The organism is Oharaeibacter diazotrophicus, from assembly GCF_004362745.1.
Taxonomy (GTDB): Bacteria; Pseudomonadota; Alphaproteobacteria; order Rhizobiales; family Pleomorphomonadaceae; genus Oharaeibacter; species Oharaeibacter diazotrophicus.
Genome location: NZ_SNXY01000008.1, coordinates 468,960 through 485,994 on the forward strand (window position 1 = coordinate 468,960; position 17,035 = coordinate 485,994).

Below are 17,035 nucleotides of genomic sequence, written 5' to 3' on the forward strand. Positions count from 1 at the left end.
CTTGCCGTGCAGGAACGTGCGCGTCGGCGAGGTTCGGAAGATGACCGAGGGCGAGAATCTGGTCCTGGAGCACCTGAAGGCGATCCGCAAGGAAATGGCGGAATTCCGGCAGGATGTGAACGCCCGGTTCGCGATCCTCTCGCAGCGGCTCGATCACATGGAAAAGCGCAGCGAGGCCTCGCAATATGTGCTGACCGCCACACTCGGATCGATGCTGGCGGACAGCGAAGACTTGAAGGCCCGGCTCGCGGCCTTGGAAAACGCCTGACGCCGTGTTCGGCGGCCGACAGACGCAGAAAAGAACAGTGCAAACAAGGACGCCGCCCGCCGTCATGACCAGCCGCCCCGTCACCCGCATCGACGCCAAGGTCGCCGCCCTTTCCGCCGAGGGCAGGCCCGCGCTCGTCACCTTCGTCACCGCCGGCGACCCGGACTACGACACCTCGCTCGCGATCCTGAAGGCGCTGCCGAAGGCCGGCGCCGACATCGTCGAGTTCGGCATGCCGTTCTCCGACCCGATGGCCGAGGGGCCGCCGATCCAGGCGTCGACGCTGCGCGCCCTCAAGGCCGGCCAGACCATGGCGCGGACGCTGCAGATGGTGCGCGACTTCCGCGCGGACGACGCCACCACGCCTGTGGTGCTGATGGGCTACTACAACCCGATCTACAGCTACGGTGTCGAGCGCTTCCTCGCCGACGCCAAGGCGGCCGGCGTCGACGGCCTGATCATCGTCGACCTGCCGCCGGAGGAGGACGACGAGCTCTGCATCCCCGCGCTCGAGGCCGGGGTGTCCTTCATCCGTCTCGCCACGCCGACCACCGACGACAAGCGGCTGCCGGCGGTGCTCGCGAACACCTCGGGCTTCGTCTACTACGTCTCGATCACCGGCATCACCGGCACCGCCTCGGCCGATCCGACCCGCGTCGCCGACGCGGTCGCGCGCATCAAGCGCCACACCGACCTGCCGGTGATGGTCGGCTTCGGCGTGCGCACCGGCGAGCAGGCCCGTGCCATCGCGGCGGCCGCCGATGGCGCGGTGGTGGGTTCCGCCCTCGTCAACGCGGTGCGCGACAGCCTCGAGGACGGCCGGGCGACGGCGCGGACCGTGCCGGCGGTGACGGGTCTCGTCGAGGAGCTCGCGGCCGGCGTGCGCGCGGCGTCCCGCGCCGGTTAGGCTTAATACGAGGTGCTTCGAGTAAAATCCTAACGATCGGCTAACATGGCGCGTCTTTCGGGGACTGCGCCATGACCGACGTCAGCCTGACCACCAGGAGCGGCACCGACCGCAGCTACGCGCCCTTCGGCGCGTTCCGCCTCGCGCTCGCGGCGCTGGTGATGCTCCAGCACGTCGCCGCGCAGCTGGCGCCCGCCGCCTTCCTGGACGCGGTCGCGCCCTACGAGTTCGGCTCGACCGCGGTGTTAGTGTTCTTCGTGCTGTCCGGCTACGTCATCGCGGACGCCACGCAGCTGGTCTACGCCCGCCGTCCGGTCGCCTTTCTCGCCAACCGGGCGATGCGGATCCTGCCGAGCTACGCGGTGGCGCTCGCCGTGTTCGGCCTCGCCGCGGCGACGACGCTGGCGCTCGGCGGCGCGGTCTCGGCGGACGGCACCCCGCTCGCCCTCGCCGACCTCGCCGATCCCAGGATCTGGGCGCTCAACCTCGCCGCGGCCCTGCCGGGCGGCGAGCGGCTCGCCGGCGACGCGCCGGTGCCGGCGCTGATCGTGGTGGTTTGGGCGGTGCGCATCGAGATGGCGTTCTACGTCGCCTGGTTCGCGCTGCTGCTCGCCGCCAGGATCGCCCGGATCGACTTCGACCGCCTGCTGACGTGGGCCGGTGTCGCCCTGCTCGCGGCGAGCCTCGTCGCCTTCGAGCGCACCGCCGGTTCGACGCCGGCCTTCGTGCCCTTCTTCGTGCTCGGCGTGACGCTGCAGCGGCTCGCCGGCCGCAGCGCCGCCGCCGACCGGCTCGTCACGCTCGGACTGGTGGCGATCGCCACCGCGGCGATGGCGCTGTCGACCGCCCGGATCGCCGACCTGCCGCCGACGATCGGCGACACCGGGCACTTCCGCGACGGTCCGGCCCAGGTCGCCCTGTTCGGCGGGCTGGTGATCCTGATGTTCGCGCTCGCCACGATCCGCCTGCCGGGCCGCTCGGCGGCAGCGGCGCTCGACCGCCGGATCGGCGAGCAGACCTATCCGCTCTACCTCAACCACGACACCGCGCTCATGATGGTCGGCGCGGTGCTCGGCGCGGGCGTGTTCGCCTCGCTCCTCGGCGCCATCGCCGGCCTCGTGCTCTCCGTGGGGGTCGCGCGCCTGACCGAGCCGGTGATCGGGCTCGCCCGCGACCGCATCCGGGGCCGCCGCCTCGCCTGAGCCCCGCCTTCGTTTGGCCGCGGGCTTGTGCTAGGAACGCACCATCCCATCTCTCGGGACGATCGCACGCGCCCCTTGTTCCCCGTGACGGCGCCGCGGCTCCCGAAGTCGAGAGACAACGCCCCGTGAACTGGATCAACAACGTCGTCCGCCCCAAGATCCGCTCGCTCTGGAACACCAAGCGGGAGGTTCCGGAGAATCTCTGGGTCAAGTGCCCCGAGACCGGCGAGATGGTGTTCCACCGCGACCTCGAGGCAAACATGTGGGTGGTGCCGAATTCCGGCTACCACATGCGGATGCCGGCGGACCGGCGCCTGCAGGCGCTGTTCGACGACGGCGCCTACGAGACGATCGCCCTGCCTTCCGTGACGCCCGACCCGCTGAAGTTCCGCGACGAGAAGCGCTACGTCGACCGCCTGCGCGACGCCCGCGCCAAGACCGGCCGCGACGACGCGGTGATCGTCGGTGCCGGCCGGCTCGAGACGATGCCGCTGGTCGCCGCCGTGCAGGATTTCGAGTTCATGGGCGGTTCGCTCGGCATGGCCGCCGGCGAGGCGATCGTGCGCGGCATGGAGGAGGCGGTCGCCCGCAAGACCCCCTTCGTGATGTTCTCCGCCTCCGGCGGCGCGCGCATGCAGGAGGGCATCCTGTCGCTGATGCAGATGCCGCGCACCACGGTGGCGATCGAGATGCTGCGCGACGCCGGCCTGCCCTATCTGGTCGTGCTGACCAACCCGACCACCGGCGGCGTCACCGCCTCCTACGCCATGCTCGGCGACGTCCACATCGCCGAGCCCGGTGCGCTGATCGGCTTCGCCGGCCCGCGCGTGATCGAGCAGACCATCCGCGAGAAGCTGCCCGAGGGCTTCCAGCGCTCGGAATACCTGCTCGCCCACGGCATGGTCGACATGGTGGTTCACCGGCACGCCCTGCGCGAGACGATCGCGCGGCTGCTGCGCACCCTCACCCACGCCCCGGCCGTCGCCGCCCCGGCCGCCCACGCGACGACGCCCGCGCTCGCCGCGGAGTGACCGCGACACGACGCCTCCGGCCCGTCGCAGCGGCGATTTCGCCGGTGGCGCGGGCCGCCCGTCTCGGCTAAGAGCCGCGGATCGCCGCGGCCCGGGAGCCCGGCCGCTGGAGTTCCGCCCGCAGCATGTCCGAGACGCTCGCCATCATCGACCGCCTGTCGGCCCGCTGGCCGAAGGGCTTCGACCTGACGCTCGGCCGGATCGAGCGGCTGCTGGCCGCGCTCGGCAATCCCGAGCGGCGGGTGCCGCCGGTGTTCCACGTCGCCGGCACCAACGGCAAGGGCTCCACGGTCGCCTTCCTCCGGGCGATGCTGGAGGCGGCCGGATACCGGGTCCACACCGACACCTCGCCGCATCTCGTCACCTTCAACGAGCGCTTCCGCCTCGCCGAGGCGCCCGGCGTCAGCCGGATCGTCGACGACGCCCGGCTGACCGACGCGCTGGCGCGGGTGGAGAAGGCCAACGGCGACGAGCCGATCACCCTGTTCGAGCTGCTGACCGCCGCCGGCTTCCTGCTGTTCGCCGAGGTGCCCGCCGACATCCTGCTGCTCGAGGTCGGCCTCGGAGGCCGGTTCGACAGCACCAACGTGATCGACGCGCCGCTGGTCTCGGTGGTGACCGCGATTTCGCTCGACCACCAGACCTTCCTCGGCGACACCGTCGAGAAGATCGCCTTCGAGAAGGCCGGCATCTTCAAGCGCGGCCGGCCCGCCGTGGTGCAGCCGCCGTCGGATCCGGTCCGCGCCGTGTTCGAGGACGTCGCCCGCCGGGTCGGCGCCGGGCCGCTGCTGATCGGTGGCCAGGACTGGACCGCCTACGAGGAGCGCGGCCGGCTGGTGTTCCAGGACGACGACGGCCTCCTCGACCTGCCGCGGCCGCGGCTGCCCGGCCGTCACCAGATCCAGAACGCCGGCGGCGCCGTCGCCGCGCTCCGGGCGAGCGGGCTCGACGTGCCGGTGGCGGCGATCGAGCGCGGCCTCGAGACGGTGGACTGGCCGGCGCGCCTGCAGCGGCTCGGCCATGGCCGGCTGGTCGACGCGGCGCCGAAGGGCGCGGAGATCTGGCTCGACGGCGGTCACAATCCCGGCGCCGGCGAGGTGGTGGCGAGCGCCATGGCCGACCTCGAGGACCGGGTCGAGCGGCCGCTGTTCCTGATCGCCGGCATGCTGAACACCAAGGATCCCACCGGCTTCTTCGCGCCGTTCCAGGGCCTCGTCCGTCACGTCTTCACCGTGCCGATCCCGCATTCGGACGCCTCGCGCGACCCGGCGGCGCTCGCCGAGGCGGCGCGGGCGGCCGGTCTCTCGGCCGAGCCGATCGAGACCCCGCTGGCGGCGCTCCGCCTGCTCGCCGAGCGCTGGACGCCCGAGAGGGCGCCGCGGATCCTGATCTGCGGCTCGCTCTACCTCGCCGGCGCCGTGCTCGACGACAACGGCACCCCACCGAAGTAAAGGGGCCGAAACGACGAAGCCCCCGGCGCGGAACGCCGGGGGCTCGTGTTCCGCCTTCGCGCGGACGCGCGGGCTCAGATCGCGGTCTTGATCCAGTCCGACAGCACGCCCTTGGGGGCGGCGCCGACCTTCATGGCGGCCGGCTGGCCGTCCTTGAACAGGATCAGGGTCGGGATCGAGCGGACGCCGTACTTGATCGCGGTGTTGGCGTTCTCGTCGATGTTCAGCTTGGCGATCTCGACCTTGCCGTCGAGCTCGGAGGCGATCTCGTCGAGCGCCGGCGCGATCATGCGGCAGGGGCCGCACCACTCGGCCCAGAAGTCCACCACCACGGGGGTCGACGAGCCCAGCACGTCCGCGTCGAACGTCTGGTCGGTCACTTTCTTGGTCGCCATCGGTCACTCCGATTCCGCCGTCTGGATGTCGGCCGGCCGGTGCCGGCGCGGGTGGGGCGGAAGTCGACCGAACCTATGGGCGCCCCCGCATCCCGTCAAGAACGGCCGGTCCGGCCGGACGATCCCATCTGCGTGAGGATTTCCGCGACCGCGGCGTCGAGCACGGCGGCGGGCACCTCGTCGAGGCGGCCGGTTTCGGTCCACAGGATCGCGCAGCGCACCTTCCGGCCGCCCGCGCGCTCGACGAGCAGGCGGCGGTAGAGCGCGAGCTGGGCGACATAGGCGGGCGGCATCGCGTCGGGCACCACCCGGTTGGTCTTGAAGTCGACGACGAGGACCGCGTCGGGGGTGACCGCCATGCGGTCGATCTGGCCGGAGACGAGGACGCGGCCGCCGGCGGCGTCGACCAGTTCGCCGGCGATGCCGATCTCGGCCCGGCCGGCCGGCCCGAACAGGTCGGCGAGGGCGGGATCGGCGACGACGCCGAGCGCCATGGCGACGAGGCCGTCGCGCTCGGCCGGATCGAGTGCCGGCGCCTCGCGGGCGATCCAGGCGGCGGCGCGGGGACCGCGTTCGGCCGGCTCGATCTCGGGCAGCACCTCGAGCAGGCGATGGACGAGACGGCCGCGCAAGCTGGCCTCGCCGTCGGGCCGGCGGACCGCCTCGATCGGGTCGCGGCGCGGGCCGGCCGGCGCGGCGACGCCGAGGTGCTCGGCGGCCGACGATGGCGTCAAGAGCCGCGGCGCCGGCTCGGACGGGGCGCGGCGGAACAGCCAGTCGGGCAGCGGCGGCTCCGGCGCGGGCGCGGCGACGGCCGAGGCGCCGGCCCCGGGCAAGGGCCGCTTCGCCGTCGACAGGCGCCAGCGCCAGGCGGTCACCGCACCGGCGCGGTCCTTCACCACCTCCGCTTCGGCCGAGAGCGCACCGGCCACCAGCGTGTGCCAGCGGCCGTCGGGCCGGACGCGGTCGCTGCGGATGCCGGCGACGATCAGGCGGTCGCGCGCGCGTGTCAGGCCGACGTAGAGCAGGCGGCGGTATTCGCTCTCCTGCTCGATCCGGTGGCGGTCGAGTTCGGCAGCGACCGGCAGCGGCTTCAGACCCGGCTGGACCCAGACCAGCGCTGCGCCGGGGGCGTCGCCGAGCGTCACCACCGCGGGGGCGTGGCGGGCGCTCGACGGCGCGTCGCCGGGATCGACCAGGAACACCACCGGCGCCTCGAGGCCCTTGGCGCCGTGCACGGTCATGACGCGGACCTCGTCGCGGCCGGCGTCGACCTCGCGCTTGACCTCCTCGTCGAGGTCGCCGAGCCGGCAGACGAGGCCCTGCAGGCTGGCGGTCTCGCGGTCCTCGAAGGCGAAGACGAGGCCGAGGAACTCGTCGATCACCTCGTCGGCCTCGCGGCCGAAGCGAGCGCGATAGGCGGCGCGGGCACCGTCGGGCCCGACGATCTCGGCGAAGAAGGCGTGCGGTTCGAGCCGCCGGGCCCGTGCGGTCCAGACGTCCAGCCGGTCGGCGAGGCGGCGGGCGGCGGGATCGCCGGCCGCGGCGGCGGCGCGGACGGCGGCGTGGAGGCCGTCGGTCCGACCGTGGGCGAGGCGGAAAAGCTCGTCCTCGGAGAGGCCGACCAGCGGCGACTTCGCCACCGCTGCAAGGCCGAGGTCGTCGTCGGGCAGCAGCGCGACCCGGGCGGCGGCGAGGAGGTCGGCGGCGATCACGTGGCCGGTGACGTCGAGCCGGTCGGCGCCGGCGACGGCGAGGCCGCGCTGCTTCATCGCCCGGTTGACCGCTTCGACGAAGGGGCCGCGCCGGCGCACCAGGATCAGAACGTCGCCGGGGCGGATCGGCCGGCCCTCGCCGCCGAGCGGTTCGCCGCGGGCGACCCAGCCGGCGATCTCGTCGGCGACGCGCTCGGCGAGCCTCCGGTCGGCGCCGCCCCGGCCGACGCGGTCGACCGGGTCCTCCCAGCGCTCGGGCTCCGGCGCCTTCTCCGCTTCGGTCTCGGGCCAGACCTCGACGAGGCCCGGCGCGTCGCCGCGCACGGTCTCGTGGACGGTGCCGCCGCCGCCCGAGGTCAGCCCGGCGTGGGCCTCCGGGGCTGCGAAGACTCGGTCGACGCCCTTGACCACGTCGGGCGCGGAGCGGAACGACACCGTCAGCTCGATCTGGTGGAAGGCGCCGCCGGCGCCGCGCACCTCGCCCGCGACGTCGCGGCGGGTGGCGCCGAACAGCTCCGGCGCGGCGCCCTGGAACGAGTAGATCGACTGCTTCTCGTCACCGACGGCGAACAGGGTGCGGACGGTGCGCCCGCGCGCTCCTTCGCCGGCGAAGAAATCGCCGGCGAGCGCCCGCACGATCCGCCACTGCGCCGGGCTGGTGTCCTGCGCCTCGTCGACGAGGATGTGGTCGAGGCCCTGGTCGAGCTTGTACTGCACCCAGGCGGCCGCGTCGGAGCGCGACAGCAGCGTCGCCGCGCGCAGGATCAGGTCGTCGTAGTCGAGCGCGCCGGCGGCGGCCTTGAGGGCCTGGTAGTGGCCGATGGTGCGGTCGGCGAGGCGGGCGAGCGCGGCGGTGCGCCGGGCCGTGCCGAAGGCGGCGCGGGCGGAGAGCAGGCGGCCGATCCGCTCGGCTTCGGCGGCGAAGCGCTCGCGGGTGCCGGGCAGCGCCGCCTCGACGGCGTTGACGATCGCGCTCTTGGCGCTGCGCGGGCTGCCGTCGTCCTTGCAGAACACTGCCGCCCAGGCTTCGGCGCGGGCCTCCGGATGGCTGGTGTCGAGGGCGTCGCGGAAGGCGCGGGCGAGCTTGACGGAGTTGGCACCGGCGCCGTCCAGCACCGGCAGGAGTTCGGCGAGCAGGCCCGGCCCGAAGGCACCGTCGGGGATGGCGGCGACGACGTCGGCCTCGCTCGTGCCGGCGGGCACGCCGAGCTCGACCGGCAAGGCGGCGAGCGCGGCGGCAAGGTCGTGGTGGCGGCGAACCCAGGCCAGGAAGGCCTCGCGCTCGTCGACCATGGCGGCCAGCGCGCGGTCGACGGTGTCGTCGGCGGTGTCGGCGAGGAGCTCGGCGAGCGCCTGCGCCACCGGGCCGTCCGGCGCGGCCACGGTCTCGCGCACGGTGCGCGCCTTGGCCTCGGCGCGCAGCAACGCGGCGGCGCGGTCGTCGAGCACCTCGAAGCGGCCGGAGAGGTTGGCTTCGACCGAGAAGCGCTGCAACAGCGCCTCGGCGAAGGCGTGGATGGTCTGGACCTTGAGGCCGCCGGGGGTCTCGAGGGCGCGGGCGAACAGGCGCCGGGCGGCGAGCAGGCGCTCGCGCGAGGGCGCGGCGGCCTCGATCTCGGCGATCTCGGCGGCGAGCACCGCGTCGGGCACGGTGGCCCAGCGGCCGAGCAGGGCGAAGACGCGGTTGGCCATCTCCGCCGCCGCGGCCTTGGTGAAGGTCAGGCAGAGGATGCGGCCGGGATCGCAGCCGGCGAGCATCAGCCGGATCACCCGGCGCGTCAGGACGTAGGTCTTGCCCGACCCGGCGTTGGCCGACACGAAGGCGGAGGCGCCGGGATCGGTGGCGAGGCGTTGGCGCCGGACGGTCTCCGGGGGCACCGCGCTCATTCGCCGTCCTCCCCGTCGGCGCCGATCGACCATTCCATCACCCGGGCGAGGTGGTCGTAGGGGCCGGCGTCGTCGCTGCGGTAAGGATGGGCGCGCGAGAGATAACCCTTGTCCGGGTCGGCGTAGGCGGCGACCAGGGCGGCGAGGCGGCGCTCGGCCTCGTCGATGGTTTCCTCGAGGCTCAGCGTCAGGTCCTTCGAGGCGTAGCCGGCGTAGACCACGACGTCGTCGCGGCCGCGGATGCCGCGCAGCACCACGTGGGTTAGGTCGGCGACCGGCGCGGCTGCGAGGGTCGGGAAGCCGCCGCGCCGGGCGATCGCGCCTTCGAGCGGCAGCTGCGGGGCGTTGCCGGTGGCGATCTGGCGGGCGGTCGGGGCCTGACCGGTCTTGAAGTCGACGATCGACAGCATGCCGTCGGCGCGGACGTCGACGCGGTCGGCCCGCCCGCGCAGGCGGAATTCGCCCGCGCCGGCCGGCAGTTTCAGCTCCCCCGCCACCTCGGGGAGGCGCTCGACCGCGTCGCGGCCGGCCTCGAAGTCCCGCACGACGAAGTCCGCGGCGGCGACGAAGCGCGGCCACCACAGGGCGTGGATCTCGGGGTAGGCGCCGAACTCGCGGTCGAACACCTCGCGGCCGATCGCAACCAGCCGGGCCACCGCGGCGTCGTCGAACGGGCGGCCGGTCCACTCGAGCGCGAAGCGGGCGAAGATGTCGTGCAGCGCCGAGCCGCGGGTGCCGAAATGCGGGCGTTCGCCAAGCGCCGGCAGCGGCTCGAGGCGCAGGATGCGGCGGGCGTAGATGGCGTAGGGGTCGCGGATCCAGGTTTCGATCTCGGTGACCGACAGCGACACCGGCCGCGCCGTGACGGGCGGCTTCGGCTGGGGCCGGTCCGCGCGGTCCTCGGCCGGACGGTCGTCGAGCCGGCGGGCGATTGCGACGAAACGGCGGCCGGCCGCGGCGAGCACGCCGGTCCGCGTCTCGCCGATCAGGCCGGTCAGGCGCTGCAGGAAGCGCGTCGCCACCGTCGGCGCACCCTCGCGCTTGACCGAGCGGGTCAGCACCACGTCGCGGCCGCCGAGGCTCTGGGTGAAGTCGTGGGCCGAGAGGCCGATGCGGACCTCCGGCGGCGAGAAGGCCAGCGCCGCGCGCATCGGCCGCGACAGCCACGGCCCGGTGTCGGTGGCGAGCGGCCAGACGCCCTCCTCGAGGCCGCCGAGCACGAGCCGGTCGAAGGCGAGGAGGCGGGCCTCGAGCGGGCCGAGGATGGCGATCCGGGCGGTCGGGGCCGGCCGGCGGACCAGCCGGCCGGTCATGAGCGCGGAAAGCACGCCCGGCCATTCGGCGGGCGAGACCGCGAGGCCGTCGCCGCGGGCGTCGAGATGCTCGACCATCAACCCGGCGAAGGCGGAGCCGGCGGGGCCCGCGAACAGCGCCTCGTCGGAGCCCGATTCGTCGCGGGCGGCGGCGCGCAGCGCGGCGAGGCCGGCGCCGACGAGCACCCGCAGGTCGACCGGCCGGCTGCCGAGGTCCTCCAGCGGCGACAGGGCGTCGCCGAGGCGTTGGGCGAGCCGGCGGCCGTCGGCGGCCGCGGCGGCGTCGAGCCGGGCGACCGCCGGGTGGACGCCGAGGCCGGAGCGGCCGGCGCGGCACAGCACGTCCGCCGCCGCGACGAGCGGCCGGACGCCCGCGGCGAGCCGGGGACCGCGCAGCACCGCGACCTCGAGCGCGCGGGCGGCGGCGGCGAGGCGGTCCGGCGGCAGGCCGAAGCGGACGAGCGGGTGCTTGACCAGCGCCACCACCTTCTCCGGCGGCGCCCCCTCGGCGACCACCTCGGCGACCAGCAGCGCGAGCACGCCGAGGCGGGTGCGGGCGAGCGGCTCGCCGGCGCTGTCCTCGGCCTCGACGCCGAAACGGCGGAGCTCGGCGGCGACCCGGCGGGCGAGGCCGCGGTCGGGGGTGACCAAGGCGGCGGTGGCGCCCGGGGTCTCCAGCGTCTCGCGCAGCGCGACCGCGACGGCGAGCGCCTCCTCGGCTTCGTTGGCGGCCTCGACCAGGGCGAGGCCGTCGAGAGCGGCGGCGGTACCGGCCGCATCGGCGTCGAGGCCGGCGACCACGGCCGGCCAGCGCTCGGTGGTCTCGGCCGGACGCAGCGCCTCGGAGACGATCCGGGCGCGGGCGGCGGCAGGCGCGGAGATCGTGCCGAGCGTCCGGACCTCGTCGCGGCCGATGCCGATGGTGGCGAGGAGGCGCGCCATCGCGCCCTGGGGATGGCTCGGCACGCCGGGACCGCCGTCGGGCGTCAGGTCGGCGAAGGTGGCGTCGTCGAGGTCGAGATCGAGGCCGGGCAGCACGACGGCGCCGCGCGGCAGCCGGGCGATCGCGGCGAGCAGCGTCGCCGTCGCCGGCACCGAGCCGGTCGAGCCGGCGGCGATCACAGGGCCGCGCGAGCCGGCGGCGTCGTAGCGGGCGGCGATGGCGCGGGTCATGCGGCTGCGGCGGTCGATCGGATCGATCGCGCCGCGCTCGGCGAGATGGGCCGGCCAGGCGGTGGTGGCGATCTCGAGGAAGGTGGCGGTGAGCTGCCACCAGGCGGCGTGGTCGTCGGGGACCAGCGTCCTCAGGAGCGCCCAGTCGACGCCTTCGGCGGCGGCCTGATCGACGAGCGCGAGCAGGTCGGCGGCGAGGTGCAGCGCCTCGGCCGCCGAGGTCGGCACCGCGATCGGTTGGCCCGACGGGGTGAGCAGGCGGTCGGCGGTGACGTGGCGGCGCCAGTCGGAGACCAGCCGGGCGAGGCCGACCAGCCGCTCGGCCGGCGGAATGGTCGGCGGCAGGTCGAGGCCGACGGGGTCGGCGACGGCGTCGACCGGGTCGTCGTCGACGTCGCCGAGCGGCAGGATGCGCGGCAGGATCACGGTGCCGCCGCCGAGCGCGTCCGACAGCGCGCCGGCGAGGGCCCGGGCGGCGCGGCGGGTCGGCAGGTAGACGGTGACGGCCGCGAGCGCCATCGGATCGGCACGGACGTCGAGGCCGGGAACCAGCACGCCCTCGACCAGGGCACGCGACAGCGTCGGCAGGAAGGGGGCCGCGGGCGGGACGGTGAAGACGCGCGCCGGCCGCGTCATGACGTCAGGCCGCCGACAGGGCGATCTTGGCCTCGGCCTCGCCGATCGCCTCGGGCGTGCCGACGTGGAGCCAGATGCCGTCCATGCGCATGCCGTAGAGACGGCCGGAGGCGATCAGGCGGTCGAAGATCACGTTGAGCGAGAAGGGTTCGGCTTCGAAGCCGGCGAACACCTTGGGATCGATGATCGCCGCGCCGGCGTAGACGAAGGGGGCGACGGTGCGCTCGGCCCGGCGCGACAACACGCCGGCCTTGTCCATCTCGAAGTCGCCGATGCCCTCGTAGCCGACGCTCGACACCGTCGAGGCCAGCATCAGCATGGCGTCCATCCGCTCGGGGTCCCAGCGCTCGGCGAGCACCTGGAGGTTGGGCCGGGCGCCCTCGATCCAGATCGAGTCGGAGTTGAGGTGGTAGAACGGCTCGGACCCGAGCGCGTCCAGCGCCTTGACGACGCCGCCACCGGTGTCGAGCAGGCGCCGGCGCTCGTCGGAGACCACGATCGCCGGCCGGACGCGCTTGCCGACGTGCACCTCGACGAGGTCGGCGAGGTAGTGGACGTTGACGACGGCGGTCTCGACGCCGACCTCGACCAGCCGATCGAGCACGCGGTCGATCAGGCTGCGGCCGGACACCGACACGAGCGGCTTCGGCGTGGTGGCGGTGATCGGACGCATGCGCTTGCCGCGACCGGCGGCGAGCACCATGGCGGTCTTCGGGCGGAATCGGGTCGGCGCGGTCATGTCGGAGCGGACGGTCTCGGGACGGGCGATCGGGGCGGGATCAGGGCAGGAAACCCCGCCGTTCATACCAGAGCTTCAAGGGCGCGAGAACCGGATGTTCCAGCGCTTCGGCGAGGAGACGTCGCACCCTCGGGAGATGGCCGAGATAGGTCGTCTTGCCGTCGCGCACGGCGCTGCGGGCGAAGCCGCCGAGGATCTTGGTGTTGCGCTGGGCCGAGACGAGCGCGAAGGCCTCGTCGAAGGCGGCGCGGTCGTAGGGCCCACGCTCGGCGCGGACGGCGCAGTAGCGGTCGCGGATGGCGGCGGCGAGCTCCGGGGGCACGTCGACGCGAACGTCGGTGGCGAGCGAGGTCAGGTCGTAGACGGCCGGGCCGATCATGGCGTCCTGGTGGTCGATCAGGCCGAGCCGGCGGCGGCGGTCGGAGCCGCCGAGCCAAGTCAGGTTGGGCGAGTGGACGTCGCGCAGCACGAGGCCGCGCTCGGCGCGCTGCAGCCGCCCGACCAGCGGCGCCCACAGCGCCACGAATTCGGTGCGGTCCTCCGGCGGGCAGTCGGCGCCGGAGACGTGGCGGACGTACCAGTCGGGGGCGAGCGAGAGCTCGACCGTCATCGCCCGGGTGTCGAAGGCGGGGATCGCGACGCCGCCGCCGTCCGGCAGCGGCGCGACGTCGGGCCAAGTCTCGGCGTCCTTCTCGGCGAGCAGCTCGGCGGCGGCGAGATAGCGCTCGGGCACCGGCCGGCCGTCCGCGAGGATGCCTTCGGCGCCGAGGTCGTCCTGGACGAGCAGGCGGTGGTCGGGATCGTAGGCGCGCACCACCGGGGCGCGGAAGCCGCGGGCCTCGAGCAGCGCGCTCACCGCGACGAACTTCAGCGGGTCGTCGGTGACGTGGACGAGGTCGGGATACGAGAGGCCGTCGAGGAGCGGCGGCTGCGCAGGCCGCTTCGGCCAGGTCATCACCATCAGGCTGCGGCCGTCCGGGGCGGTGGCGCGCTCGTGCGAGCGGGCGGAGGCGTCGCCCTGGACGTGGCGGCGGCGGGCGCCGGCGAGGCCGGCGGCATCCAGCAGGGCACGGACGCGGCGGCTGCGGGCGAAGCGGGCGGCGAAGCCGGCATCGTCGCCCTCGAAGCGGAACACGCGACCGTCGCAAGCCTCGCCGGGCGAAATCGTGACGTGCACGGTGCCGCGCGGCAGTCGGCCGGCGGCGCGGTCCGGCCATTCGACCAGGGCAGCGCCGGCACGGATGGCCTCGTCGAAGCCGATCTCGTCGAGTTCCCCGGCGTCGCCGAGGCGGTAGAGGTCGAAATGGGCGACGGCGAGCCGCCGCGTCTCGTAGGTCTGCACCAGCGTGAAGGTCGGGCTCGGCACCTCGAGGACGTCGTCGGCGGCGAGGGCGCGCAGCAGCGCGCGCGCGAAGGCGCTCTTGCCCATGCCGAGGTCGCCGGAGAGGGCGATCACGTCGCCCGGCGCGAGGATGGCGGCGACGTCCTCGGCGAGGCGCGTGGTGCCGGCCTCGTCCGCGACGACGACGGTCTCGAGCAGCATCGAGTCCTCCCTGGGGGGCGGCGGCAGGGCGACGTGCCCGGTCTCGTATCTGACTCGTGAAGTCCCGACTCGTCGGGACTTCACGAGGTTTCGGCCTTTCGGCCGGCGCCCGGTCGGGCGCTTCTCGCGCGGAAAGCTCCGACCACGGGGCGGAACTTTCCGCGCTCGGTCTCACTCACTCGGCGGCGGCGGCGATGCCCGTGGCGACGGGAAATCGGCAGGACACCGTGGTGCCCTCCCCCTCCCTCGAGAGGATCTCGACGCTGCCGCCGTGCAGTTCGACGAAGCTCTTGACGATCGAGAGCCCGAGGCCCGGCCCGCGGCGACGGGCGCCGGCGTTGCGGCTCTCGAAGCGCTGGAACACCGCGTCGATGTAGGATTCGGGGATGCCGCGGCCGTGGTCGCGCACGGTGAAGACGACCTCGCGCGGCTCGCGGCGGCAGGTCACCTCGATGCGGCCGCCGTCGTGGCTGAAGGCGACGGCGTTGGAGATCAGGTTGTAGAGCACCTGGCGGACGCGCTTCTCGTCGGCCTGGAACGTGCCGACGTCGGCGGGCACGTCGAGGACGAGGTCGATCCGCGCCTCGGCGAGGCGGTCGCGGACGCCGACCGTGGCCGCCTCGACGGTGGCGACGATGTCGACCTCGGAAAGGTCGAGCTCCATGATGCCGGCGTCGACGGTGGCGAGGTCGAGGATGTCGTTGATGATCGCGAGCAGCGCCGCCGAGGAGTTGACGATGTAGCCGGTGTATTCGCGCTGCTTCTCGTTGAGCGGACCGGCGTTCTGGTCGGCGATCAGCTGGGCGAAGCCGATGATGTTGGTCAGTGGCGAGCGCAGCTCGTAGGAGACGTGCTGGATGAAGGTGTTCTTGAGCTGGTCGGCGGCCTCGAGCGCCTCGTTCTTCTCGACCAGGGCGCGCTCGACGTTGACGCTGTCGGTGACGTTGACGAAGGTGATCAGCGTCGCTCCGTCCGGCAGCGGCACGGTGACGTAGTCGACCACGGTGCCGTCGCGCCGCTCCAGGCGGCCGGAGACGCGGGTGCGCGTCTCGGCGAGGCCGGTGACGGAGGTGCGCACGCGATCCCACGCGGCGTGGTCGTCGGCGACGCCGCCGGAGAGCTGGACGATCTCGTTGACGTGCGGCCGGCTCGCCAAGGTCTCGGGCGGCAGCGACCACAGCGCGGCGTAGGCCGGGTTCCACAGCCGCAACCGACCGTCGGAGCCGAACACGGCGACACCCTCGGAAAGGTGGTCGAGCGTCTCGCCCTGGACGCGGATCAGGGCGTTGTACCGGCTCTCGAGGTCGAGCCGCTCGGTGACGTTCTCGTAGACGTAGGTGACGCCGCCGGTCGGATGCGGGTTGGCGATGACGCGCAGGGTCTGGCCGCCGGGCAGGTGCCACCAGCTCTCGCGCGCCTCCATGGCCTGATAGGAGGCGAGCAGGTCGCGCTTCCAGGACCGGTAGTCGGCCTGCTCGGGCAGCTTGCGCTGGGTGCGCAGGTGGTCGAGCACCGCGCCGTCCTCGGGGCCGGACTCCAGGAAGGCGGTGTCGAGGCCGAACAGGGCGCGGTAGGCGGCGTTGTAGAACTTCAGCCGGCGGTCGGCGCCGAAGATGGCGACGGCGGTGGCGAGCTGGTCGAGCGTGCGGGCGTGGCTCTCCTGGGTGCGGCGCAGCTCGGCCTGCACCTTCTCGAGCTCGCTGGCGTCGGTGGCGATGCCTGCGCTGCCGTCGATGGTGGCGGCGTCGACCACGTCGAAGATGCGGCGCGCCCCGGCGACCGTCACCGCGAGGCGCTTCTCGAACACCGGCCGGCCCTCGTTGCGGCAGGCGGCGACGGCGTCGCGGCCGGCGCCGTCGAGCAGTTCGAGGCCGAGCTGGACCGACTGGTTGCCGTCGGTCGCCTCGACGGCGCGGGCGTAGGCGCGGTTGGCCCAGGCGAGGCGGCCGTCGCGGTCGCGGACCCAGGCCGGCATCGGCAGCGCCTCGAGCAGGGCGTGCAGGGTCTCGACCTCGCGGCGCTGGCGGTCGTTGCGGTCGACGAGCTCGACGTACTGCAAGCGCTCGCGCGTCAGGTTGCGGAAGCGCACGAAGCTGCGCGAACCGGCGACGCGGCCGCTCGCCTCCACGTAGGTGCCGGCGGTGGTGTGCAGGATGTCGGAGAAGACGTCGCCGCGCTCGCGCAGGCCGCGGATCCGGTCCTCGAGCAGGGCCGAGGAGGTGGGATCGAGCCATTGGCCGAAGGCGAGGAAGGCGGTCTTGGAGCGCGGCACGCCGGTGCCGTTCGGCAGCGAGCCCATCACCACCGGACCGTCGCCGGGGGCCGACGACCAGATCACGACGCGCTGGTCGTCGCCGTTGAGGACGGCCTCGGCGCGGTCGGCGGCGAGCTTGAGGTCGGCGGCCTCGGCCATCAGCTTGGCGCGGTCGTCCTCGGCGCGGCCGCGGGCGCGGATCAGGGCGGCGGCGCTGACGACGGCGAAACAGACCGCACCGACCAGCGCCGACAACCAGGCGACCTGGATGCTGTCGAACTCCATGGCGCCGTCGGCGGAGAAGCGAAGCGCCTGCGCGGCCGCGGGCGCCGCGACGAGCGGCGTCAGGAGCGTCGTCCCGACGAGGCGACGGCCGAGGGACCGCGGATCCACCCAACGCCGCAACCGGCCGCATTCCGGCATCATCGGTCCTTTCACCGCCGCTCGACAAGATCCGTTCGTCGGGAAACCGTAACGCCCCGCACCTCGGCCGGACCCGCGTGCCCCCGCGGTCCGTCTCC

Annotated in this window: 11 protein-coding genes; 5 read left to right on the forward strand and 6 right to left on the reverse strand. The window is 74.0% G+C overall.

Annotated features, from left to right (window positions below; genetic code table 11):
- Positions 1-40: 40 nt before the first annotated feature.
- The 5 genes from EDD54_RS14460 (at position 41) to EDD54_RS14480 (ending at position 4,859) form a co-directional block, all read left to right on the forward strand.
- A complete protein-coding gene (locus tag EDD54_RS14460) occupies positions 41-268 on the forward strand; it encodes a hypothetical protein (RefSeq protein WP_126540316.1) in 228 nt (75 codons plus the stop codon).
- A gap of 64 nt (positions 269-332) precedes the next feature.
- On the forward strand, positions 333-1,175 hold the full coding sequence (trpA, locus tag EDD54_RS14465; RefSeq protein ID WP_126540317.1) for a tryptophan synthase subunit alpha: 843 nt from the start codon (positions 333-335) through the stop codon (positions 1,173-1,175).
- Positions 1,176-1,246: 71 nt separating this feature from the next.
- Positions 1,247-2,377 (forward strand): acyltransferase family protein, encoded by a 1,131-nt coding sequence (locus EDD54_RS14470; RefSeq protein WP_126540318.1) that lies wholly within the window; start codon positions 1,247-1,249, stop codon positions 2,375-2,377.
- A gap of 125 nt (positions 2,378-2,502) precedes the next feature.
- Positions 2,503-3,408 (forward strand): acetyl-CoA carboxylase, carboxyltransferase subunit beta, encoded by a 906-nt coding sequence (gene accD / locus EDD54_RS14475; RefSeq protein ID WP_126540319.1) that lies wholly within the window; start codon positions 2,503-2,505, stop codon positions 3,406-3,408.
- A gap of 125 nt (positions 3,409-3,533) precedes the next feature.
- Entirely contained in the window at positions 3,534-4,859 is a 1,326-nt protein-coding gene (locus tag EDD54_RS14480) for a bifunctional folylpolyglutamate synthase/dihydrofolate synthase (RefSeq protein WP_126540320.1), read from the forward strand.
- A gap of 74 nt (positions 4,860-4,933) precedes the next feature.
- On the opposite strand, the gene trxA is transcribed toward EDD54_RS14480, so the two are convergent.
- The 6 genes from trxA to EDD54_RS14510 all read right to left on the reverse strand — a co-directional run bounded on the left by trxA (position 4,934) and on the right by EDD54_RS14510 (position 16,907).
- Positions 4,934-5,254, reverse strand: coding sequence for a thioredoxin (trxA, locus tag EDD54_RS14485; protein WP_126540321.1), 321 nt, complete (start codon positions 5,252-5,254; stop codon positions 4,934-4,936).
- A 95-nt stretch (positions 5,255-5,349) separates the two neighbouring features.
- The gene (addA, locus tag EDD54_RS14490) at positions 5,350-8,856 is read right to left on the reverse strand and encodes a double-strand break repair helicase AddA (RefSeq protein ID WP_166653456.1); all 3,507 of its coding nucleotides are present in this window, start codon (positions 8,854-8,856) and stop codon (positions 5,350-5,352) included.
- On the reverse strand, positions 8,853-11,978 hold the full coding sequence (addB, locus tag EDD54_RS14495) for a double-strand break repair protein AddB (protein ID WP_126540323.1): 3,126 nt from the start codon (positions 11,976-11,978) through the stop codon (positions 8,853-8,855). The genes addA and addB overlap by 4 nt, the downstream gene beginning before the upstream one ends.
- A gap of 4 nt (positions 11,979-11,982) precedes the next feature.
- Positions 11,983-12,717 carry a nucleotidyltransferase family protein gene (locus tag EDD54_RS14500; protein WP_126540324.1) on the reverse strand — a complete coding sequence of 245 codons (735 nt, stop codon included), beginning with the start codon at positions 12,715-12,717 and terminating at the stop codon, positions 11,983-11,985.
- Positions 12,718-12,757: 40 nt separating this feature from the next.
- Positions 12,758-14,260: a tRNA (adenosine(37)-N6)-threonylcarbamoyltransferase complex ATPase subunit type 1 TsaE gene (tsaE, locus tag EDD54_RS14505; protein WP_126540325.1), complete on the reverse strand. Its 1,503-nt coding sequence runs from the start codon at positions 14,258-14,260 to the stop codon at positions 12,758-12,760.
- Positions 14,261-14,435: 175 nt separating this feature from the next.
- Complete coding sequence (locus EDD54_RS14510) at positions 14,436-16,907, reverse strand: sensor histidine kinase (protein WP_245515777.1); 2,472 nt, start codon at positions 16,905-16,907, stop codon at positions 14,436-14,438.
- Positions 16,908-17,035 lie beyond the last annotated feature (128 nt).